Below are 22,121 nucleotides of genomic sequence, written 5' to 3'. Positions count from 1 at the left end.
GCATGGCCGTCTATACGCAGGTTTCGACCGAGGACATGGCCGCCTTCCTCAACCGCTATGATTGCGGCACGTTGCTGTCGGCCAAGGGGATCGCCGAAGGCGTCGAGAACAGCAATTATCTGGTCGACACCACCACCGGCCGCTTCATCCTGACGCTCTATGAAAAGCGCGTCGATGCGGGTGATCTGCCCTTCTTCCTCGCGCTGACCGATCATCTGGCGAGCAAGGGGCTGAACATCCCCCGCGCGCTGCGCGACCGGCGCGGCGAGCAGTTGCAACAGCTATGCGGCCGCCCCGCCTGCCTGATCGAGTTCCTGCAGGGCGTCTCCGTCAGCCATCCGACGCCGGCGCAGGCGAAGGCTGCGGGCGGTGCGCTGGGCGACATGCACAAGGCGCTGGGCGATTTCCGCATGAACCGCCCCAACACGCTGGGCCTCGACGGCTGGCACGCATTGGCCGACAAGTGCGGCGACCAGCTCGACCAGATCGAGCCGGGCCTGGGCGATCGCATCGCACGCGAACTCGCCTTCCTCGACGCCGAATGGCCGCGTCACCTGCCGACGTCGGTCGTCCATGCCGATATGTTCCCCGACAACGTCCTGATGCTGGGCGACAGCGTGGGCGGCGTCATCGACTTCTACTTCGCCTGCACCGAGATTCGCGCGTGGGACGTCGCGGTAACGCATTCGGCCTGGTGTTTTTCCAACGACGGGCGCAGCTACCGGCCCGAACTCGGCCGCGCGCTGATCGCCGGCTACGACCAGCAATTCGGCCTGTCCGAAATGGAGCGCGCCGCCTTCCCGGTGCTCGCGCGCGGCTCCGCGCTGCGCTTCACGCTGACGCGCGCGTGGGACTGGCTCAATACGCCCGCCGACGCGCTGGTGACGCGCAAGGATCCGCTGGCCTTCAAGCGCCGGCTCGATTTCTATGCCGAGGCCGATCCGGCCGCTTTGATTTGAGTTCGGGAATGTGACCGAACTCCCCCTCGTGGAAATCGCGACCGACGGTGCGTGCAAGGGCAATCCCGGACCGGGCGGCTGGGGCGCTTTGTTGCGCTTCGGCGACAAGGAAAAGGAAATGTCGGGCGCCGAGAACCCGTCCACCAACAACCGCATGGAGCTGATGGCGGCGATCATGGCGCTGGAGGCGCTGAAGAAGCCGTGCCGCGTCAAGCTGTCGACCGACAGCCGCTACGTCATGGACGGGCTGACCAAGTGGATCCACGGCTGGCGCAAGAATGGCTGGAAGACCGCCGACAAGAAGCCGGTCAAGAATGCCGAACTGTGGCAACGCCTGCTCGCCGCCGCGGCCCCGCACCGGATCGACTGGCAGTGGGTGAAAGGCCATGCCGGCCATCCCGACAATGAGCGCGCCGACAAGCTGGCGAGCGACGCGGCGGTCGGCCGCACGCGCTGACACATAAGATTACCCAACCGTAATAATATTGTCATCGATCCGCAGTCGCGGTTTCATCGAGCCCACCTAGGGCGCCCCGGACAATAAGTCGCTCTGGGGGACAATATGAAGCCGACCTCGTTCGGGCGGGCGCTGCGCGTCGCCGCCCTCTCTACCGTTGCATTCACTGCCACAGCTTATGCGCAGGACATCGCCGATTCAGCCGATGCCGGCAGCGAAATCGTCGTGACCGGCACGCGCCCGATCGCCGAATCCGAAGCCGCCGCTCTGCAGATCCAGCGCAATTCGGACTCGCTCGTCGCGGTCGCCGCGTCGGACTCGGTCGGTCGCCTGCCTGACCAGAACATCGCCGCCGCCGTCGGCCGCCTGCCCGGCATCAGCGTCGAGCGCGATCAGGGCCAGGCCCGCTACGTCAACCTGCGCGGCGCACCCAAGACGTGGACCACCCTGTCGTTCGACGGCATCAACGTGGTGAGCCCCGAAGGCCGCGACGCGCGCTTCGATTCGATCCCCTCGGCAATCGCGGGCAAGATCCTCGTGTCGAAGGCGGTGACGCCCGACATGCCCGGTGAAACCGTCGCCGGTAACGTCAACGTCATCACCCGTTCGGCCTTCGATTATTCGGGCTTCCACACCGCCGGCAAGCTGGGCGGTGGTGTCGTCGAACTGGGCGACCGCCGCGAATATGAAGCCAGCGCGGTCGTTTCCAACCGCTTCAAGGCGGGCGAAGGCGAAATCGGCGTGCTGCTGGCCGGCAGCTATTACGAACGCAACATGATCACCGACAATTTCGAGGTCGATTATGAGCCGGTGAGCCAGGATGCCCGCCCGGGCAACGGCACCCGTTTCTGGGGCCATGAGGCCGAGAACAAGCTGTACCGCCTCACCCGCAAGAACTGGTCGGTCTCGGGCCGTCTCGACTGGCGCCCGGACGACGACAACCAGATCTCGCTGCGGTCGGTCTATACGATCTTCAGCGACGACGAAGCGCGCGACAATTATCGCTTCGACCTTGACGACCGCCAGTCCGATCTGGTCGCCAATTCGGCCGCCTGCACCCCGACGGTGAACACCACGCCGACCAATTCGGGCTATGCCGACGTCTGCATCGGCAACACCCCGCAGAAGGGCACCGTCTACGGCATCGACATCCGCCAGCGTTCGACGCTGCGCGCATTCCGCCAGTCGGTGTTCACCAACACGCTGGCAGGCGACCACAAGTTCGGCGACGGCGCCTGGACGCTCGCCTGGGTCGCCAACTACACCGAATCGAAGGACGATCGCTCGGTCGTCGGCGAAGCGACGTGGGACAGCCCCAGCACGCGCAACCTGCGCCCGACCGTTGCCTACGACTTCAGCAATCCGAACCGGTCGAGCCTGCAGCTGTTCCGCACCAACCAGCTGTCGGGTCCGACCCGCTTCTCGGCCGGCGACCGCGTGGTGGGCGTCGATGCCTTCACCAAGCCGCTGTCGTCGTTCAACGTGCTCGACGCGGTCGACACGACCAAGGCCTATACCGGCAAGGTCGTGCTGGGCCACACCGCCGACATGCTGGGCGGCGAGGCGACCTTCAAGGTCGGCGCGCAATATGACCAGCGCACCAAGGTGGCCGACGAAAAGAACATCAACCTGAGCACGGCTGCGGACTATGCGAAGGCCGGTCTGCCCAGCGACTACAACCAGTTTTCGACCGACAAGAAGTTCATGGGCAAGCTGCCGATGGACTACACCTTCCGCTATTTCGACATCGCCAAGATGCGCGCGGCGTCGGAAGCAGCGAAGGCAGCCTTCCCGTTCGTTCCCGCCACCGCGAACAATTACGACGTGCGTGAGCAGGTTCTGGCCGGCTTCGTCATGGGCACGGTCAAGTATGACTGGGGTTCGGTGATCGGCGGCGTGCGCGTCGAGCATATCAAGAACCGCGGCAAGGCGATCGCGACGGTCGGCACGACCACCGCACCGGTGGTGGCAGAAGCCGAGCAGACGCTCGCCTTCCCCAGCCTGCACATCAACTACAATGTCGATGACACCAAGAAGCTGCGCCTGTCGTTCAACAGCGGCGCTGCACGCGCCGATTATGACCAGCTGCGTCCGAACGTCGTGATCAACGACATCGCGCAGACGATCAGCGGCGGCAACCCGGCGGTGAAGCCCGAACGCGCTTACGGCGTCGACGGCTATTTCGAATGGTATATGAAGCCGCAGGGCTATTTGATGGTCGGTGTCTTCTACAAGAAGATCAAGGATGTGCTGTACAACCAGTCGCGCACCTTCAATTCGAGTGCGCTGGACGCGAACGGCTTCGATCGTTCGACCTACGTCTTCTCCGGCGTCACCAACGGTGGCGACGGCCGCCTCTACGGCATGGAAGCCGCCGCGCAGCTGCAGCTTGAGCCGTGGACCGAAAACCTCGGCCTGCCCGACTTCATGGGCGGTTTCGGTGTCTCGGCCAACCTGACGCTGAACAACAGCCGCGTGACCAAGCCGGCGTCGGGCACGATCCCCGCCCGCCGCGTGCGCCTGCCCGGCACGTCGGATTTCGTGTACAATGTCGGCGCCTATTACGAAAAGTACGGCCTGTCGCTGCGCCTGCAGTATCAGAACCGTGGCAAGTGGCTCGACAGCATCGCCGACACCCTGGCCGATGCGGGCGATACCTACTGGGCTTCGGACGACGAGCTCGATTTCTCGGCACGCTATGCGATCACCAAGAATTTCGAGGTCTATTTCGACGCTTCGAACCTGCTGAACCATCCGGGCCGCCGCTTCGCCGACCCGGGCAGCCTGCTGACCGCCACCGGCACGCCGACCAAGGCCAGCAGCTTCCGCACGATCGAATGGGAACGCTTCGGCCGCCGCTACACCGGCGGCATCCGGTTCAACTTCTGATGAACAACCTTTCCGTGATGACCGCGTGGTCGGCGATGCTTCTGCTCGCCGGCTGCGCAACCACCCCGGATGCGACCAACACGACCTCGGCGGCCACCACCGCCGAGGTTTTCGCGTCCGGCGAAACCGAAGCGGTCGGCACCGCAAATGCCGACGCGGCCGATGATCCCGCGATCTGGCGCAACCCGCGCAAGCCCGCCGCCAGCCTGATCATCGGCACCGACAAGAAGGCCGGGCTCTACGTCTATGGCCTCGACGGCAAGCGCCGCGACTTCGTCGATGCGGGGCGCGTCAACAATGTCGACCTGCGCGACGGCGTGGCGATCGGCGGCAGGCCCGGCATCCTCGTCGCGGCCAGCGACCGCAATGACGAGCTGCACGCGAAGATCGCGCTGTTCCGGCTCGATCCGACCACCGCGAAGCTGACCTCGCTCGGCACCGTGGCGGCGGGTGATGGTGAGGCGTACGGCATCTGCCTGACCCGCGTGAAGGGCGCCGCGCACGCCTTCGTCGTGATGAAGGACGGCACGATCAACCAGGTCGCGATCGACCTCGCGGCCGCGACGCCGGCGGGCAGGATCGTTCGCACGATGAAGCTCGGCACCCAGTCCGAAGGCTGCGCGGTCGATGATCGCACGGCCAAGCTCTACGTCGCCGAGGAGGATGTCGGCCTGTGGCGGTTCGACGCGCGCACCGATGGCCCTGTCGAACCGGTCTCGATCGCCAAGGTCGATGGCACCCGCCTCGTCGCCGATGCGGAGGGCGTGGCGATCGCGCCGATCGGCCGCAGCGGCGGCTATGTGCTGGTGTCGAGCCAGGGCGACAATGCCTATGCGGCATGGCGCCTGTCGGACGGCGCCTATGCCGGCCGCTTCCGCATCGCTCAAGGCCAGTTCGGATCGACCGAGGAAACCGACGGCATCGACCTGATGCTCGGCAATTTCGGCCGCGACTATCCGACCGGCATCTTCGTCGCGCAGGACGGGCACACCCCGGACGGCGCGCAGAACTTCAAGCTGGTCCGCTGGGACGCGATCGCGAAGCTGATCAAGTAACAATCCTCCCCGGATCGGGGAGGTGGCGCCAAAGGCGACGGAGGGGGATCGTCACGGGCGCTGCGCCCAACCTCGTTCCCCCTCCACCATCCTTCGGATGGTCCCCCTCCCCGTACCGGGGAGGATCTGGATTACTTCATCATCCCCGCCAGGCGCTTGGCGATGATCGCTTCGGCGTCGCGCATGATGCCGCTGATCAGCTGGTCGCAGGTGGGGATGTCGTGGATCAGGCCCTGGACCATGCCGGTCCAGACGAGGCCCGCCTCGATATTGCCGGTTTCCAGCGCCTCGCGGCCCTTGGCGCCGGCGACGAGCGGGCGGATATCTTCGAACACCGCGCCTTCCTGCGCGGAGATTTCGACCACCTTGTCCGACACCGGCGTCTTGCCGACGCGGCCGGTATTGTGGAACTTGCGCAGGATCAGGTTGGTCGCGCGCTCATCGGAGTTGACGATGAACTCCTTGATCCCCTGATGGATCGGCGCCTCGACCGTCGCGCAGAAGCGCGTGCCCATGTTGATGCCTTCCGCGCCCAGCGCGAGCGCCGCGACGAGGCCGCGGCCGTCGCCGATCCCGCCCGAGGCGAGCATCGGCACGTCGACCTTGTCGGCCGCCGCCGGGATCAGGACGAGGCCGCCAATGTCGTCCTCACCCGGATGGCCCGCGCATTCGAAGCCGTCGATCGAGATGATGTCGACGCCCATCCGCACCGCCGACAGCGCGTGGCGGACCGAGGTGCACTTGTGGATGACGGTGAGGCCGTGCGCCTTGAAATCCTCGACATGCTCCTGCGGCTTGTTGCCCGCGGTCTCGACGATCTTGATCCCCGATTCGATGATCGCCTTGCGATATTCGGGATAAGGCGGCGCGTTCATCGACGGCAGCAGGGTGACGTTCACGCCGAACGGCTTGTCCGTCATCGTGCGGCAGCGTTCGATCTCGCGGCGCAGATCGTCGGGCGTCGGCTGGGTCAAAGCGGTCAGGATGCCAAGACCACCGGCATTCGACACCGCCGCCGCCAGTTCGGCGCGGCCGACCCACATCATGCCGCCCTGCACGATCGGATGTTCGATCCCCAGCATTTCGGTGACGCGCGTGCGGATGGCCATCGATTCCAACTCCAAAAAGATATAACTCTATTGCACGAAGCCAAAGCGTGAAGCCGCGGCGCGGTCAAGCGTAAAGCAGCGCGGACGAGAGAGGACAAGCATGTGAGCGAAACGATCGTCGTGAAGGGCGGGCAGATCGCCGATGGGACCGGCGGCGCGCTGTACGAAGCCGGCATCGCGATCCGCGAGGGGCGGATCGCCGCGATCGGCAAGGATCTTTCGGGCGATCAGGTGCTGGATGCGCGGGGACAGGTGGTCGCCCCCGGCTTCATCGACATGCACACCCATTATGACGCGCAATTGTTCTGGGATCCGGACTGCACCCCGTCGAGCTGGCAGGGGGTGACGTCGGTGATCATCGGCAATTGCGGCTTCGCGCTGGCGCCGTGCCGGCCGGAGAATCGCGAAACGCTCATCCAGATGCTGGTCGAGCTGGAGGACATGCCGGCCAAGGTGCTGAATGCGGGCATCCAATGGTCGTTCACCGATTTTGCCGGCTATATGGCAAGCGTCGAGGCGCTTCGCCCGACACTGAACATCGCGGCCTATGTCGGCCATTCGCCGGTGCGCGTCGATGTGATGGGCGCCGACGCTTATGATCGCGCGGCGACCGATGAGGAGATTGCGCGGATGGCGGCGATCGTGGGCCAGGCGATGGATGCGGGCGCGATCGGCTTCGCATCGTCGAGCGCGCCGACCGGGCGGCGATCGGCGACGGGCAAGGCCGATGCGCGCGAATTGCTGGCGCTGGGCCGCGCGATGGCGAAGGACGGGCGCGGCGTGATGGCGATGGTGCCGGGCGGCCAGCATCTGTCGCGCGAGGCGATGTACGACATGCAGGCCGAAATCGGCCGCCCCTTCACCTGGACCGCGTTGATGCAGACCGCCGATGGCGGGCATCGCGCGTCGGCCGCGCTGCATGCCGAACGCTATGCGAAGGGCGCCAGGGTGCATCCGCAGGTGTCGTGCCGGCCGATCGTGTCGATGACCACGCTGCGCACCGCCTTTGCGATGCGCGCGGCGTCGATGCTGGCACTCGAAGGCAAATCGGATGCCGAGCGGATAGCCGCCTTCCGCGATCCGGCGTGGCGCGCGACGGTGAAGACCGAACTGGCTAATTACGCCTTCACAATCAGCTGGGATCGCTGGACGATATCCGAATCGCCGACGTCGCCCGAACTGGAGGGGATGACGGTGGAGGCGCTGGCGAAGCGGCTGGGCGTCGACGGGCTGGACGCGGCGATCGACCTTGCGCTGGCCGATGGCCTCGCGACGCGCTTCACCGTGGTGCAGGTCAATTATGAGGAGGATGAGGTCGCCAAGCTGCTGCGGATCGACGGCGCAGTGCTGGGCCTGGCGGATTCGGGCGCGCATCCCGACCAGATTTGCGACGCGATCCTGCCGACCGACCTGCTGGGCAAATGGGTGCGCGACAAGAAGGTGCTGCCGATCGAGACGGCGGTGCGCAAGCTGACCGGCGAACTGGCCGATCTGTTCGGGCTCGATCGCGGCTATCTGAAGGTCGGCGCACCGGCGGACATCACGGTGTTCGATCCCGCGACGATCGGTCCGGGGCCGGTGCGGCGCGTGTACGACCAGCCGGCGGGCGGCGAACGGCTGATCGCCGACCGCGCGACCGGGCTGACGCACATGCTGGTCAACGGCGTGCCGATCCGACGCGACGGCGCGGCGCTGGCACGCGGTGCGGCCGGTGGACCGGGGATGATGTTGCGGGGGTAACTTGATCCTCCCCCGGAGGGGGAGGGGGACCGCCCGAAGGGTGGTGGAGGGGTAATCGTCGCAAGGAGTGCGCTGGAGACGATAAGTACCGTTGCCGGCCAATACCCCTCCACCGCTGCGCGGTCCCCCTCCCCCTCCGGGGGAGGATCTGAAGAGGACGCACCTGTGGCGTAGAATCAGGACAGGGATCGGTCGGCGCGTCCTTCCGCGGGCATCCGGGTTGGACATGTCGTGTGTTCAGGGCCGGCTTTCATGGGGTCCGGGGGCGGAGCAAGCCCCGCGTGCGGAATCGAAAGCCGGTTGTCAGGCGGCTTTCCCGATATCGGTGGCGTCCGATGGTCGGATCGGGGCTACCCGGGATACGCCCGAAGGCGCAGTGGATCGGCCCTGTCTTTTCTTCGCACCATAGCCGCCGCGATCGGCGGACAGTCCCAAGCCGGCCGGATGTTGCGAAGCTTCGGCTGAACCGGATGACTTCGCGCCGACCGTTCGGCCCGGTGCGGAGCAAGCGCTAAGCTCCGGGCCGGTCCTGCATCCCGTTCGCTTGTACCGAGCGACAGGATGGGTGACGATTTAACCCAATTGGTTCTCGTTGTCAAGAGAATGTTCCGTAAATGTTCTGATGGCGCGAACTGCGCGATTTGAAGCTGGTCGTCGACCTCCCCTCCGTCGCCTCCCCCTAGATGGGGTCGACCGCCTCTCTATCCGCGCCTATGCACCGCTCCATGAAGACGATCCTCCTCGCGCTGGCCGCAACCGCCGCCGCGCCCGCCCTCGCCCAGAACACCGATCCCGCCCGCATCGAACAGACGGTGCGCACATTGGCGTCCGACATTTTCGAAGGGCGCGCGCCGGGGACGGCGGGCGAGGAGCGGACGATCGGCTATCTGATCGCGCGTTTTCAGGATCTGGGGCTGGAGCCGGCGGGGCCGGACGGGCAGTGGACCCAGACGGTGCCGTTGCTCCACACGAAGCTGGGCGCGGGCGCGATGCGCTTCGACAGCCCCAAGGGCGTGGTTCCGGCCGAGCAGCTGAAGGACGTCTATGTCTCGACCATCCGGCCGGATGACGCCGCGAAGATTGCCGGTGCGCCGGTCGTGTTCATCGGCCACGGCGTCAAGGCGCCCGAGCGCAAGTGGGACGATTTCAAGGGCGCGGACCTGAAGGGCAAGGTTGTGATCTTCCTGGTCAACGACCCCGATTTCGCCGCGCAGCCGGGCGAGCCGGTGGCGGGCAAGTTCGGCGGGCGGACGATGACCTATTATGGCCGCTGGACCTACAAGTTCGAGGAAGCGGCACGGCAGGGCGCGGTCGGCGCGCTGATCGTCCATGAGAGCGCGGGGGCGGGCTATGGCTGGAACGTCGTGGTCAGCAGCGGGGGCGAGAATTACGACATCGTCCGCGCACCCGACAAATTGAGCAGCCTTGCGCTGCAGGGGTGGATTGCGGGCGATGCGGCGACGAAACTGTTCGCGTCGGCGGGGCTCGATCTGGCCAAGCTGCAGGTCGCGGCGCGCAAGGCGAACTTCAAGCCGGTGCCGCTGCCGGGCGTGACCTTCACCGCCGACGTGCCCGTGACGCACGAGCAGGTCGACAGCCGCAACGTGCTGGCGAAGATTCCGGGCACGACGAAGGCCGACGAGGTCGTGATGATCGGCGCGCACTGGGATGCCTATGGGCGCGGCAAGCCCGACGCGCAGGGCCGGGTATTCCGCAGCGGCGCGAATGACGACGCGCTGGGCATCGCCGGCATGTTCGAAATTGCGCGCGCGATGAAGGCAGGGCCGGCGCCCAAGCGCAGCGTCGTCTTCGCGGCGTGGACGGCCGAGGAGCGCGGTCTGCTGGGGTCCGAATATTATGCGGCGAACCCGACGGTGCCGGCGGCGAAGACCGTCGCGAACCTCGCGATCGACATCCTGCAGACCGCTGGTCCTGCGAACGACGTGGTGCTGGTCGGCAAGGGGCAGAACAGCCTGGAGGACGATATGGCGCGGGTCGCCGCGACGCAGGGCCGCACGGTGACGCCCGAAAGCCTGCCCGAGCGCGGGCTGTTCTACCGCGCCGACCATTTCAGCTTCGCCAAGCGCGGGGTGCCGACCCTGCTGCTGATGGGCATTGCGGGCGCATCCGACCTGAAGACCGGCGGCGTCGCAGGCGGGCAGGCGTGGATCGATGCCTATACCGGCCAATGCTATCATCAGGCGTGCGATGCGTGGTCGCCCGAATGGAATCTGGCCGGCGCGGTGCAGGACATCGATCTGGTCGGCACGATCGGCGCCGAGCTGGCCAATTCGGATACGTGGCCGACGTGGAAGGCGGGATCCGAGTTCAAGGCCATCCGCGACAAGAGCCTGAGCGCGACGGCCAAGTGAGGATGCGGGGGGCGATCATCGCGGCGTTGGCGATCGCGGCGCTGGCATCGCCGCTGCATGCGGCGACGCCCCCGAAGCGGATCGTCTCGCTCAACCTGTGCGCCGACCAGCTGATCCTGACGCTGGCCGATCGATCGCAGATTGCCGGCCTGACGCGCAACGCCGCCAAGACCAATATGTCGGCCGAGGCGGCGCGGACCAAGGGGCTGCGCATCCTGGGCACGTCGGCCGAGCAGATATTGGAGATCGACCCCGATCTGGTCGTCGGCATCCCCGCGCGGCGCAACGCGATCCTGCAGGCGCTAAAGATGCGCAAATATCCGGCGGTCGACCTGAAAAGCGCCGACACGCTGGAGGATATCTACGCATCGATCCGCACCGTATCCGATGCGGTGGGCCACGCCGATCGCGGCGAGGCGATGATCGCGCGGATGGAGGCCGATCTTGCGCGGATGCCGAAGCTGGGGCGCGGGCGCGTCGCGGTCTATTATCAGCGGCGCGGCTATGTGACCGGCACAGGCACTTTGGTCGACGATCTGATGCAGCGCGTGGGGCTGGTCAATCTGGCGCAGAAGCTCGGCAAATCGACGCTGAGCCAGATGAGCCTGGAGGAGATGGTGGCGGCGCGGCCCGACTTCCTGATCGTCGAAAGCGCGACCGACAAGGTGACCGATCAGGGGACCGAGATGCTCCACCACCCGGCGCTCGATTCGATACCCCGGCTGCACATTCCCGAGGCGTGGACCGTGTGCGGCGGTCCGGCCTATACCAAGGCGGTGCACACGCTGACCGAGCAGTTGAAGCGTTACCGCTGAAATGCTCCCCATCCCCCCCCACCGGATTGACGCACCGCGCCCAAAGGCGTAGCAGCCGCGCCGCGACAGGTTCCCCGGCGACGGGGATGAAAAGGGAATGGGGTTCAAGACCCCGGCTGCCCCTGCAACTGTGAGCGGCGAGCCATCGCGCCATCAAGCCATTGGGGTTCCGGCCCTGAGAAGGCGGCGCGAAACAAGGCGATGACCCGCAAGCCAGGAGACCTGCCCGTCGCGGTCGTCTTTCGTGCGGACAGGGTGTGCCGGGCGGACGGGGGTTAACCCGAGTGACGACAGATCCGGGCCGTGTTCGCACGGGGGATAGGTCGTGCTTGCGCGCCCAACCCTCCGACGAACGCGATCCCTTTGTCTTGGGGCTAGACGTTCGATGTTGAAATATTCGTTTCTGATCTCCCTCCTGCTCTCCACCACGGCCTATGCCGAGGAGCAGGAAGCACCGCAGCCGGACGCGGCAGCGGAGGCCGATGCCTCTACGATCCTTGTGACCGCGACGCGCATCGCGACGCCCGCCGAGAAGGTGCCGGTTTCGGTCACCGTGCTCGACAAGGCGGCGATCGACCGCAGCCAGGATATGGGCGTGACCGAACTGCTGCAGCGCACGCCGGGCGTCAGCGTGTCGCGCAACGGCGGCTATGGCACCGCGACCTCGCTGCGCATTCGCGGCGCCGAAGCCGACCAGACCGTGGTGGTGATCGACGGCGTGAAGCTGAACGATCCTTCGTCGGCGGGCGGCGGCTACAACTTCGCCAACCTGCTGGTGGGCGATGCTTCGCGGATCGAGGTGCTGCGCGGGCCGCAATCGATCCTATGGGGCAGCCAGGCGATCGGCGGCGTCGTGAACGTCGTCACCGCGATGCCGCAGAAGGCGATCGAAGGCAGCTTCGATGTCGAGGCCGGATCGCGCGAGACGGCCAGCGCGCGCGCCGCCGTGGGCGGCAAGCAGGGCGCGCTGAGCTGGCGTCTGGGCGGGCAGGTTTTCACCACCGACGGCATTTCCGCGATCGCCCCGTCCTTCGGCGGGCGCGAAAAGGACGGCTATCGCAACCGCAACCTGAGCGGTCGCGTCGAAGTGGCGATCACCGAGAACGTCACCGCCGATTTCCGCAGCTATTATTCGAAGGGCCGCACCGAGATCGATTCGACCAGCGCCGACAACCCGGCCTATGCGCTCAATCGCGAGTTCGTGGGCTATGCCGGCCTGAAGATCGACCTGCTCGACAAGCGGCTGCGCAATCGCATCGCTTATGGCTATACCGACACCGATCGCGACAATTTCGATCCGCGCAACCAGCGGACCAAGACGTTCGACAGCGCCGGCAAGAACGAGCGTTTCGAATATCAGGGCAGCTTCGCGATCGCCGACGGATGGACCGCTTTGTTCGGCGCGGAAAATGAGCGTTCGCGCTTCCGCAGCGTATCCCCGCCCGCCTCGCTCGCCACGCCGATCCCGGCGGCCGCGCGCGGCAAGGCCGAGATCACCAGCTTCTACGGCCAGCTGCTGGCCGAGCCGATTGCGGGGCTGAGCCTGAACGTCGGTCTGCGCAACGACGATCATAGCCGCGCGGGCAACAAGACGCTGTTTTCGGCGGGTGGCGCCTGGTCGTTGCCGACCGGCACGATCATCCGCGCGGCCTATGGCGAAGGCTTCAAGGCGCCGACTTTGTACCAGCTGTTTTCGGAGTTCGGGAATCAGGCGCTCGCCCCCGAAGAGGCCGATGGCTGGGAAGCGGGCGTCGAGCAGAAGCTGATGGACGGCAAGCTGAGCTTCGGCGCGACCTATTTCGAGCGGACCACGACCAACCAGATCGTGTTCAACAGCTGCACCGCGACATCGACCCTGCCGATCTGCTTCCAGCCGGGCAGCACCACGATCCGCCGTTCGGGTTACTATCTGAACGTCGCGCGCGCCGAGGCGCACGGGATCGAAGCGCAGGCTTCGCTGCAGCCGATCGAAGGGCTGATCATCGACGGCAATTACAGCTGGACGGTGGCCGAGGATCGTTCGAAGGGCACGACCACCTTCGGCAAGTGGCTGCCGCGTCGCCCGCGCAATCAGGCGAACGGATCGATCAGCTATCGCTGGCCGATGGGCCTGACGACGGGCGGTGCGATCCGCTGGTCGGGCCACAGCTTCGACAACGCGTCGAACGCCCAGCGGCTCGACGGCTATACGCTGGTCGATCTGCGCGCCGAGCTGGAGCTGTCCGAACAGTTCCGCCTGTTCGCCCGCGTCGAGAATCTGTTCGACAAGGATTATATGACCGCGTTCCGGTACGGCACGCTGGGTCGCAGCATCTATGCGGGCTTCCGGGGCCGCTTCTGATGCCCGCGCCCGCCGTCGATCATCCGATCGAGAAGCGGGTCACGAAAGTGGACGGCCGGACCGAGGAGGTCTGGCCGCTTCCGCTCGATCGCGACTGGCTGTTCGCGCTGTTTTCCGAACTGTTCGACGATCATTGGGACAAGCTGACCTGGGGTCCGCTGATCCCCGGCGCGGCGTACGAACTCAAATGCCCCGGCAAGCCCGAGAAGATCACGCTGTCGAAGCTGGGCTATTTCACCTGCCACTGGGGCGCGAAGGGGCATTTCCACCTGTGCCTGGGCGCGGGGCCGGCAATGGCGCCCGAGGATGCGATCAAACGCAGCCCCGCGCGGGTCGAGCTGGTCCGCCGGCTCGATGTCGACGAGATGCCGATTTCGTGGAGCATCCGCATGTTCAACGGCGCGGGCGATCCGCAGATCTCGATCTATCTGCCCAACCCTTTCCTGCGCCCCGAAGACCGGATCGCCGACGAGCCCGACTGGGATCGCCTGACGCTCTGGAACGACCTGTTCCCCCGCCTGACCGGCCAGCCGACCGACGGCCGCGACCGGATGGGCAAGGGCTATGCAAAGACCACGACCAACTGAAAGGACCGATGAATGACGACGACCCTGTCCAAATCCGGCGCCTCGATGCTCTGGATCCTGTTGCTGACAGCCGCGAGCACGGTGACGACGCTCGCGCTCGCCTGCGCCACCCCCTTCCCTTCGCTGGCAGCACTCGCCGCCGTCCACATGCGCCGCCGCGACGGGATCGCGACGATGCTGTTCGCCTGGGCCGCGAGCCAGGCGGTGGGCTTCGGCCTGCTCCACTATCCGCACGAGGCGACGACCTTCGCGTGGGGCGGCGCACTGGGCGTCGGCTCGGTCGCGTCTTTGCTGGCGGCGCGGACGCTGCTGCCGCGTTTTGCCGAGGCACCGGTGTGGGCGCGGCTAGCCATCGCCTATGTCGCGGGCTTCCTGGGCTTCAAGCTGGCGATGCTGGCGGCGGCGCTGGTGCTGGGCGGGGTTCACACCGCGGTCGATCCGATGATCATGGCCAACCAGTTCGTGCGGAACGCGGCTATCCTTGCCGGGCTTTATGCGCTTTATCGCGGGCTGCTGGCGCTGGGCGTGCCGGCGGCTCCGGTCGAGGCGACCGCGTAAACGGGAGGGCGGGCGATGCTCCGGCCAGTGAAGAACGGCCCGGCGGTGGTGGCATGCAACACATGCCGCCATTCGCCCACGTCGCGCGAGGATAATGAAGGCGTGCGCGGCGGCGCGCGCCTTGCCGCCGCGCTCCATGCGGTGAAGGCCGGCGACGATCGTTATGCGGGCGTCGAGGTGCAGGAAATGCCCTGCCTGTTCGCGTGCAGCGAGTTTTGCACCGTCCATCTGCGCGCGCCGGGCAAGGTGAGTTACGTGCTGGGCCGCTTCACCCCCGATGAGGAGGCGGCGCGCGCGATCCTCGATTACGCCGTCCATTATGCCGACAGCGAACATGGCCGCGTACCCTTTTCGCAATGGCCGGCGGGGGTGAAGGGCCATTTCATCACCCGTTCCCCGCCCGAAGGATATGTCGCGGAATGACGTTCGCCAGCATCGAAACGTTCGAGACGGCCCTCGCCAGCCTGACGCAGCCCGATGCGGCGGCGATTGCGGCAGCGCAGGCGCGGCAGGCGCAACTGACCAAGCCGGCGGGCTCGCTGGCGCGGCTGGAGGAGATCGCGATCTTCTTCGCGGGCTGGCAGGGGCGCGAGCGGCCGCGGATCGATCGCGGGCGCGTGGCCGTGTTCGCGGGCAATCATGGCGTGACCGTCCACGGCGTCAGCGCCTTTCCCGCCGACGTGACCGTGCAGATGGTCGCCAACTTTCGCGCAGGCGGTGCTGCGATCAACGCGCTGGCCAAGGCGGCGGACCTTGAGCTGATCATCGTGCCGATCGATCTCGACACGCCGACCGCAGATTTCACCGTGGCGCCGGCGATGAGCGAGGCGGAATGCCTCGCGGCGCTGTCCGCCGGGGCCGAGGCGGTCGAACCCGGCCTCGACCTGATCGTGGTGGGCGAGATGGGGATCGGCAATTCCACAGCCGCCGCCGCGCTGGCCACGCGCAGCTTTGGCGGCGCGGTGGCCGACTGGACCGGGCCGGGCACCGGGCTGGACGGTGCGGGGATTGCGCGCAAGATCGCGGTGATCGAACGCGCCTTGCAGCACCACGGATCGGCGCCGATGACGCCTTTCGAAACCTTGCGCCGCGTGGGCGGACGCGAGATCGCCGCGATTGCGGGTGCGATACTGCGCGCGCGGCAACTGGGCATCCCGGTGGTGCTGGACGGCTTCATCGCGAGTTCGGCGATCGCGCCGCTGGCCGCCGCCAATCCGGGTGTCACCGCGCACTGCATCGCCGGCCATTGTTCAGCCGAGCCGGGGCATCAGAAATTGCTCGATCAGCTGGGCCTCAATCCTCTGCTGCGCCTGAACATGCGGCTGGGCGAAGCGAGCGGCGGCGCGGTGGCGGTGAACATCATCCGATCGGCGCTGGCCGCACACGCCCAAATGGCGACCTTTGCCGAAGCGGCCGTATCCGGCAGGGAATGACCGACTTCGCCCTCTATCTGATCCGGCATGGCGCGCCCGAGACGCCCGGATTGCTGATGGGGCGCAGCGACGGCATGCCGACGCCCGCCGGGATCGCCGCGTGCGTCGAGCAGGCGGACAATCTCGACTTCGAAACGCTGATCGCGTCCGATCTTGCCCGGTCGCGACTGGCGGCCGAGGCGATCGGGGCGCGGCGAAATATCGCCCCGGTCATCGATCCGCGTTGGCGCGAACTCGATTTCGGCGATTGGGACGGGCAAGCGGCGTCGGCGGTTCCACCCGATGCGCTGGCGCAATTCTGGAGCGATCCGGACGCCAATCCGCCCCCCAATGGCGAAAAATGGTCGGCGCTGCTGACGCGCGTCGGCGCGGCGATAGAGGCGATCGACCCCAGCCCGACCCTGATCGTGACACATGGCGGCGCGATGCGGGCCGCGCTTTCCTATCTGTGCGGCTTCGACCAACGCCAGATCTGGAGCTTCGAACTTGGCTATGCCGCCTTGATCTCGCTGCGCATCTGGCCGGGCGAGCGACGTTCGGCGCAGATCGTCGGGCTTTGGCCGTGAAGCGCCTGATCGTCGCCATCCAGTTCCTGACGCGCCTGCCGACGCCGCGCGTCGCCACGTCCGACGAAGATTTCGTGGGATCGATGCGCTGGTTTCCCGCGGTCGGCCTGATCATCGGCGCGATCGTGGCGGCGGGCGGCTGGGCCGGGGCGTGGATCGATCCGTGGGTCGGCGCGCTGGCGGCGCTGCTGTTGTGGATCGGCGTGACGGGGGCGCTGCACCTCGATGGCCTCGGCGACATCGCCGATGCGAGCGGGGCGGCGCACAAGGATCGCGAGCGGATGATCGCGGTGATGAGCGATCCGCATGTCGGCAGCTTCGGCGTGGTGGCGATCGCACTGCAGATCGCGGCGAAGCTGGTGCTGCTGCACGGTGCCGTCGCGGGGCAATTGTGGTGGGCAATCGCGCTGATCCCGTTCGCCGCGCGGATCGGGCCGCTGCTGTGGTCCCGCCTGTTGCCGCCGCTTCACGCGGGGCTGGCCGCGCGGTTCGCGCATGTGATCCGGCCGGTGCACCTGGCCATCTGGGCGGGGGCGTTGCTGATCGCGTGCTGGTTCGCGCCCGCCCTTGTCGCGGCGCCGGTGGCGATGCTGGCATGGGGCGCGTGGCTGCGGCGGCGGATCGGGGGGATTTCGGGCGACGGGCATGGCGCGGGGATCGAGTTGGTCGAGAGCGCGCTGCTTCTGATCGCGCTGGTGGTGGCGCGGATCGCATGAGCGATCGGTGGACCTGGCATGGCGGCGGGCTGACGGCGGCGCGCGCGCATTATGGCGATGGCGACTGGATCGACCTTTCGACCGGCATCAACCCGCATCCGTGGGCGGGCGTGGATGCGCTGACATTCGACTGGCAGCGCCTGCCCGACGAAAGCGGCCTGCGCGATCTGGAGGTCGCGGCGGCGGCGCATTTCGGGGCGGAGCCGGCTTATGTCTGCGCGGTGCCGGGGAGCGAGATCGGGCTGCGGCTGACCGGGCAATTGCTGGGCGAAAGCGGGCTGTGGGCCGAGCCGGCCTATCGCACGCATGGCGACGTTCTGCGCGATGCGCGGCCTTTGCCCTTCGACCGGATCGACGCGGCGGACGGGCGGTCGCTAATCCTCGCCAATCCGAACAATCCCGACGGGCGGCTGATCGATCGCGCTGCGATGCGCGATCTGCTGGCGCGGCGGGGCGAAGGTTGGTTGCTGATCGACGAAGCCTTTGCCGATGCGCATTCCGAGTGCAGCTTGGTGGGCGAAGTTGGCGATCGGCGGCTGATCGTGTTTCGGTCGTTCGGGAAGTTTTTCGGGCTGGCCGGGGTGCGGCTGGGCTTCGTGATCGGGCCGCGTGCGATCGTCGATCGGCTGCGCGCGCTGATCGGGGCGTGGCCGCTGTCGGCGGCGGCGGTGGCGATCGGGGCGGCGGCCTATCGCGATCGGGACTGGATCGATCGGACCGGCCCTTTGCTGCGCAACGATGCAGCAGCACTCGACAGGTTGCTGTGCCAGCGCGGCTATGTGCCGCAGGGCGCGTGCCCGCTGTTCCGGCTGATCGAGACCAAAGATGCGCGCGATCTGTTCGAGCGGCTGGCGATGGCAAAAATCCTGACGCGGCCGTTCGCCGAACATCCGCGCTGGCTGCGGATCGGCCTGCCGGGCGGGGCGGACGAACTCGCGCGGCTCGACGCGGCGCTGGGCGGTGTTTGAGCCGATTGCCCTCGGCGCGCTGATCCTCGATGCGGGGATCGGCTGGCCCGCGTGGCTCTATCGCCGGATCGGTCATCCGGTCGGCGGCTTCGCCCGGATCATCGGGACGTGCGAGCGGCGGTGGAACCGGCCAGATATCAGCGAAAGCGGGCGACAGTTCGCGGGCATCGCGACGGTGCTGATCCTGATCGCTGTTGCGGGCGGTGCGGGTTGGATACTGCAGGCGCTGGCGATGCAGCTGCCGTTCGGCTGGGTGGTCGTGGCGCTGCTCGCCTTTCCGGCGCTGGCACAGCGCAGCCTGTTCGATCATGTACGCCCGGTCGCGAGGGCGCTGGCGGCAGGCGATCTGGAGGGCGCGCGACGGGCGGTCGGGATGATCGTGGGGCGCGATACGGCGCAGCTCGACGAAGCGGGCGTGGCGCGGGCGGCGATCGAGAGTCTGGCGGAGAGTTTCTGCGACGGGATCGCCGCGCCCCTGTTCTGGCTACTGCTGCTCGGCCTGCCGGGCGTGTGGGCGTATAAGGCAATCAACACCGCCGACAGCCTGATCGGGCACAAGGAGGAACGCTGGCGCGCCTTTGGCTGGGCGGCGGCGCGGACCGACGATGTGCTGAACCTGATCCCGGCGCGGATCGCGGGGGTGGCGATCTGCGTCGCGGGCTTGGTCGGGTGGCGGACGATGTTGCGCGATGCCGGCAAGCATGCGTCGCCCAATGCCGGATGGCCCGAGGCGGCGATAGCGGGAGCATTGGGCGTGCGTCTGGCGGGGCCGATTGCCTATGACGGGGTGTTAGCTGACAAGGCATGGATCGGCGACGGGCGGACCGATGCGGACGCGGGTGATGTGCACCGTGCGTTGGCGGTCTATGTGCGGGCGTGTCTGTTGCTGTGGGTGATTGCGGGAGTGTGTGCATGACGTCGCTGCTGGTTCTGGGGGGCGCGCGATCGGGCAAGAGCCGCCATGCGCAGGCGCGGGCCGAGGCGATCGAGGGCGAGTTGGTGTTCGTGGCGACGGCGCAAGCTTTCGATGACGAGATGCGCGAGCGGATCGGCCACCATCAGGCCGATCGCGGGCCGCGCTGGCGCACGATCGAGGAGCCGATCGATGTGGTCGGCGTGATCGGTGCCGAGGCGGGGCCGGGGCGCGTGCTGCTGATCGACTGTCTGACGCTGTGGACGTCCAACCTGATGTTCGCCGAACGCGATATCGCAGTCGAGGCGACGGCGCTGGCCGATGCGATCGGACGCGCCGGTGGCCCCGTCATCCTCGTCGCGAACGAGGTGGGGCTGGGCATCGTGCCCGACAATGCGCTCGCCCGTCGCTTCCGCGACGCCGCCGGGACCGTCAATCAGGCGGTCGCGGCGGCGGTGGACGAGGCGTTGTTCATGGCCGCTGGGCTGCCCCTCCGGCTCAAGTAATTACTTCTTCTCCTGCTTCTGAAGCAGTTTCGCGCGATCGGCGACATAGGCGCGCAGATCCTCGGCATCGGCGGGGGTCAGATATTTGCCGAAGCCGATCATGCCGCGTTCCTTGAGCGCGCCGTCGATCACCACCGACTTCCACGCGGCCGCGTCGGTCAGCACCGCCGAACGGCGCAGATCGGGGACGACCCCGCTCGAGATCGCGCCGGGGCCGTGGCAGACCCAGCAGTCGCGTTCGAACAGGTGGCGGCCGTGCGTGACCTGCGCGTCGCTGAACTTTTCGGCGGGCGGATTGGCGGGCGCCCAGGGGATGTGGTCGATCTTCGGCAAAGCCGCCTTCGCGCCCAGCCGGAACACATAGATGCGGCCGTTCGGGCGCGGGATCGGATTGTCGTTGAAGGCGGAGGTCAGCGCATAGGCGCCGCCATAGCCGCCCGCGACCGCGATATATTGCGCGCCATCCAGTTCGAAGCTGATCGGTGCGGCCATGATCGGCATGCCGAGGTTCATCGTCCACAGCACCTTGCCGCTATCGGCCGCAAAGGCGCGCAGATTGCCCTTGGTATCGCCCTGGAAAACGAGGTTGCCCGCGGTGGTCAGCAGCCCGCTGTTCCACGGTTCGGCATAGTCGAAGCCCCACGCCTCGCGCTGCCGGATCGGATCCCATGCGATCAGACGACCGCCGAGCAATTTGCGCGTCGCCGCGAAGGTCGCGGGATCGTCGGGCGGAGAGGTATCGTCGGTCTTGAGGCCGAGATTCCAGCGGCCGGGGCGGATCGCGAAGTTCGCATCGTCCTGATAGCCGAACAAAGCCTTGTTGCCCGGAATATAGGCGAGGCCAGTCTGGGGGCTGAACGCCATTGGCTGCCAGTTGTGCGCGCCCAGGGCGCCGGGGGTGACGACCACCGCCTTGCCGCCTTCGTAGCGCGCTTCGGGGTTTTCGATCGGGCGGCCGGTCTTGAGATCGTAACCCGTCGCCCAGTTCACATCGACATAGTTCTTGGCCGAGATCAGCTTGCCGTCGGTGCGATCGACCACGAAGAAGAAGCCGTTCTTCGGCGCCTGCATCAGCACCTTGCGCGGTTTGCCGTCGATGACGAGCGTCGCCAGCGTGATCGTCTGGGTATGGGTGTAGTCCCAGCTTTCGCCGGGCGTGCCCTGATAATGCCAGCGATATTCGCCGGTATCGGGATCGAGCGCGACGATCGACGAGAGGAACAGATTGTCCCCCTTGCCGTCGCTGCGCAGCTTGTGATTCCACGGGCTGCCGTTGCCGACGCCCAGATAGAGCTGGTCGAGTTCGGCATCGTAGACGATCGAATCCCAGACGGTGCCGCCGCCGCCATTCTTCCAATATTGGCCGAACCACGTCTGGCCCGCTTTTTCGGCGAAGACCTTGTCCGACGCGGCATGATCGGGGCCGTCGGCGGGGTTGCCGGGGACGGTGTAGAAACGCCACGCCTGCTTGCCCGTCTGCGCATCATAAGCGGTGACGTAACCGCGCGCACCAAGCTCCGCGCCGCCATTGCCGATGACGACCCGGCCCTTCACGATGCGCGGGGCGCCGGTGATCGTATAGGTTTTCGACTGATCGACGGTGACGACCGACCACACGACCTTGCCCGTCTTTATGTCGAGCGCGACGAGGCGGCCGTCGAAGGTGCCGACATAGAGTTTGTTGTCGTAGAGCGCGGCGCCGCGATTGCCGACGTCGCAGCACCCCTTGGCGCCATATTCGCCGGGCACCTTGGGATCATAGAACCACAGCTGCTTCCCGGTCTTCGCATCGAGGGCATAGACCTTTGACCAGGCAGTCGTGACGTAGAGGACGCCGCGATATTCGAGCGGGGTAGATTCCTGCGCGCGGTTCGTATCGAACTCATGCGACCAGGCGAAGCCGAGGCCACCGACCGTCGTGTCGTTGATCGCGGTCAGCCGGCTGAAACGCTGTTCGTCGAAGGTGCCGCCATAGGTGACCCAGTCGCCCGGATCCTGCGTCGCCGCGAGCAAGCCGGACCAGGGATTATCGGGCTTGGGCGGAGGAGCGTTCGAACAGCCCGAGATCAGGGCGGTCATCACCACGGCAGCCATCGCCGCCAGCCACGCTGCGCGCATTCAAAGCTCTCCCTCGTCC

Annotated in this window: 19 protein-coding genes and 1 riboswitch; of the genes, 17 read left to right on the top strand and 2 right to left on the bottom strand. The window is 66.9% G+C overall.

The genetic code is table 11. The features are described 5' to 3' along the window. Positions 1 to 2: 2 nt before the first annotated feature. The 4 genes from thrB to EOD43_RS15935 all read left to right on the top strand — a co-directional run bounded on the left by thrB (position 3) and on the right by EOD43_RS15935 (position 5,360). Positions 3 to 959: a homoserine kinase gene (thrB, locus tag EOD43_RS15950; protein WP_127745032.1), complete on the top strand. Its 957-nt coding sequence runs from the start codon at positions 3 to 5 to the stop codon at positions 957 to 959. 10 nt (positions 960 to 969) lie between these two features. Then, positions 970 to 1,416, top strand: a complete 447-nt coding sequence (rnhA, locus tag EOD43_RS15945; protein WP_127745031.1) for a ribonuclease HI — start codon at positions 970 to 972, stop codon at positions 1,414 to 1,416. A gap of 105 nt (positions 1,417 to 1,521) precedes the next feature. Further along, on the top strand, positions 1,522 to 4,305 hold the full coding sequence (locus EOD43_RS15940; protein ID WP_127745030.1) for a TonB-dependent receptor: 2,784 nt from the start codon (positions 1,522 to 1,524) through the stop codon (positions 4,303 to 4,305). After that, positions 4,305 to 5,360 (top strand): phytase, encoded by a 1,056-nt coding sequence (locus EOD43_RS15935; RefSeq protein ID WP_127745029.1) that lies wholly within the window; start codon positions 4,305 to 4,307, stop codon positions 5,358 to 5,360. The genes EOD43_RS15940 and EOD43_RS15935 overlap by 1 nt, the downstream gene beginning before the upstream one ends. A gap of 131 nt (positions 5,361 to 5,491) precedes the next feature. Here the strand turns inward: EOD43_RS15935 and EOD43_RS15930 are convergent, their stop codons facing one another. Further along, positions 5,492 to 6,469, bottom strand: coding sequence for an NAD(P)H-dependent flavin oxidoreductase (locus EOD43_RS15930; protein ID WP_127745028.1), 978 nt, complete (start codon positions 6,467 to 6,469; stop codon positions 5,492 to 5,494). Positions 6,470 to 6,571: 102 nt separating this feature from the next. On the opposite strand from EOD43_RS15930, the gene EOD43_RS15925 reads away from it, so the two are divergent. From EOD43_RS15925 to cobU, 13 genes are all read left to right on the top strand, one after another. Then, positions 6,572 to 8,209, top strand: a complete 1,638-nt coding sequence (locus EOD43_RS15925; protein WP_127745027.1) for an N-acyl-D-amino-acid deacylase family protein — start codon at positions 6,572 to 6,574, stop codon at positions 8,207 to 8,209. Between the two features lie 725 nt (positions 8,210 to 8,934). Beyond that, complete coding sequence (locus tag EOD43_RS15920; protein ID WP_127745026.1) at positions 8,935 to 10,581, top strand: M28 family metallopeptidase; 1,647 nt, start codon at positions 8,935 to 8,937, stop codon at positions 10,579 to 10,581. Positions 10,582 to 10,583: 2 nt separating this feature from the next. Beyond that, entirely contained in the window at positions 10,584 to 11,396 is an 813-nt protein-coding gene (locus EOD43_RS15915) for an ABC transporter substrate-binding protein (protein ID WP_127745025.1), read from the top strand. A gap of 50 nt (positions 11,397 to 11,446) precedes the next feature. Next, positions 11,447 to 11,640, top strand: a riboswitch (cobalamin riboswitch). A 141-nt stretch (positions 11,641 to 11,781) separates the two neighbouring features. Next, on the top strand, positions 11,782 to 13,737 hold the full coding sequence (locus EOD43_RS15910) for a TonB-dependent receptor plug domain-containing protein (protein WP_127745024.1): 1,956 nt from the start codon (positions 11,782 to 11,784) through the stop codon (positions 13,735 to 13,737). Beyond that, positions 13,737 to 14,324 (top strand): DUF7676 family protein, encoded by a 588-nt coding sequence (locus EOD43_RS15905; protein ID WP_127745023.1) that lies wholly within the window; start codon positions 13,737 to 13,739, stop codon positions 14,322 to 14,324. The genes EOD43_RS15910 and EOD43_RS15905 overlap by 1 nt, the downstream gene beginning before the upstream one ends. Positions 14,325 to 14,336: 12 nt before the next feature. Continuing rightward, a complete protein-coding gene (locus EOD43_RS15900) occupies positions 14,337 to 14,882 on the top strand; it encodes a hypothetical protein (protein ID WP_127745022.1) in 546 nt (181 codons plus the stop codon). Positions 14,883 to 14,897: 15 nt separating this feature from the next. Next, entirely contained in the window at positions 14,898 to 15,305 is a 408-nt protein-coding gene (locus tag EOD43_RS15895; protein ID WP_127745021.1) for a DUF1636 domain-containing protein, read from the top strand. Next, complete coding sequence (cobT, locus tag EOD43_RS15890; protein ID WP_127745020.1) at positions 15,302 to 16,315, top strand: nicotinate-nucleotide--dimethylbenzimidazole phosphoribosyltransferase; 1,014 nt, start codon at positions 15,302 to 15,304, stop codon at positions 16,313 to 16,315. Before EOD43_RS15895 ends, cobT begins: the two co-directional genes overlap by 4 nt. After that, positions 16,312 to 16,881 (top strand): histidine phosphatase family protein, encoded by a 570-nt coding sequence (locus tag EOD43_RS15885; protein ID WP_127745019.1) that lies wholly within the window; start codon positions 16,312 to 16,314, stop codon positions 16,879 to 16,881. The genes cobT and EOD43_RS15885 overlap by 4 nt, the downstream gene beginning before the upstream one ends. Next, on the top strand, positions 16,878 to 17,597 hold the full coding sequence (gene cobS, locus EOD43_RS15880; protein WP_127745018.1) for an adenosylcobinamide-GDP ribazoletransferase: 720 nt from the start codon (positions 16,878 to 16,880) through the stop codon (positions 17,595 to 17,597). The genes EOD43_RS15885 and cobS overlap by 4 nt, the downstream gene beginning before the upstream one ends. Continuing rightward, on the top strand, positions 17,594 to 18,565 hold the full coding sequence (locus tag EOD43_RS15875; protein ID WP_127745017.1) for an aminotransferase class I/II-fold pyridoxal phosphate-dependent enzyme: 972 nt from the start codon (positions 17,594 to 17,596) through the stop codon (positions 18,563 to 18,565). The genes cobS and EOD43_RS15875 overlap by 4 nt, the downstream gene beginning before the upstream one ends. Then, complete coding sequence (gene cbiB, locus EOD43_RS15870; RefSeq protein ID WP_127745016.1) at positions 18,558 to 19,481, top strand: adenosylcobinamide-phosphate synthase CbiB; 924 nt, start codon at positions 18,558 to 18,560, stop codon at positions 19,479 to 19,481. The genes EOD43_RS15875 and cbiB overlap by 8 nt, the downstream gene beginning before the upstream one ends. Beyond that, positions 19,478 to 19,984, top strand: a complete 507-nt coding sequence (gene cobU, locus EOD43_RS15865) for a bifunctional adenosylcobinamide kinase/adenosylcobinamide-phosphate guanylyltransferase (protein WP_127745015.1) — start codon at positions 19,478 to 19,480, stop codon at positions 19,982 to 19,984. The genes cbiB and cobU overlap by 4 nt, the downstream gene beginning before the upstream one ends. On the opposite strand, the gene EOD43_RS15860 is transcribed toward cobU, so the two are convergent. Then, positions 19,985 to 22,102, bottom strand: coding sequence for a PQQ-dependent dehydrogenase, methanol/ethanol family (locus EOD43_RS15860; RefSeq protein ID WP_127745014.1), 2,118 nt, complete (start codon positions 22,100 to 22,102; stop codon positions 19,985 to 19,987). Positions 22,103 to 22,121: the final 19 nt, after the last annotated feature.

This window comes from Sphingomonas crocodyli (assembly GCF_004005865.1).
In the GTDB taxonomy this organism is placed as follows: Bacteria; Pseudomonadota; Alphaproteobacteria; order Sphingomonadales; family Sphingomonadaceae; genus Rhizorhabdus; species Rhizorhabdus crocodyli.
The sequence above is the reverse complement of the archived record's forward strand: the minus strand, read 5'-3'. Positions and strand labels throughout refer to the sequence as shown.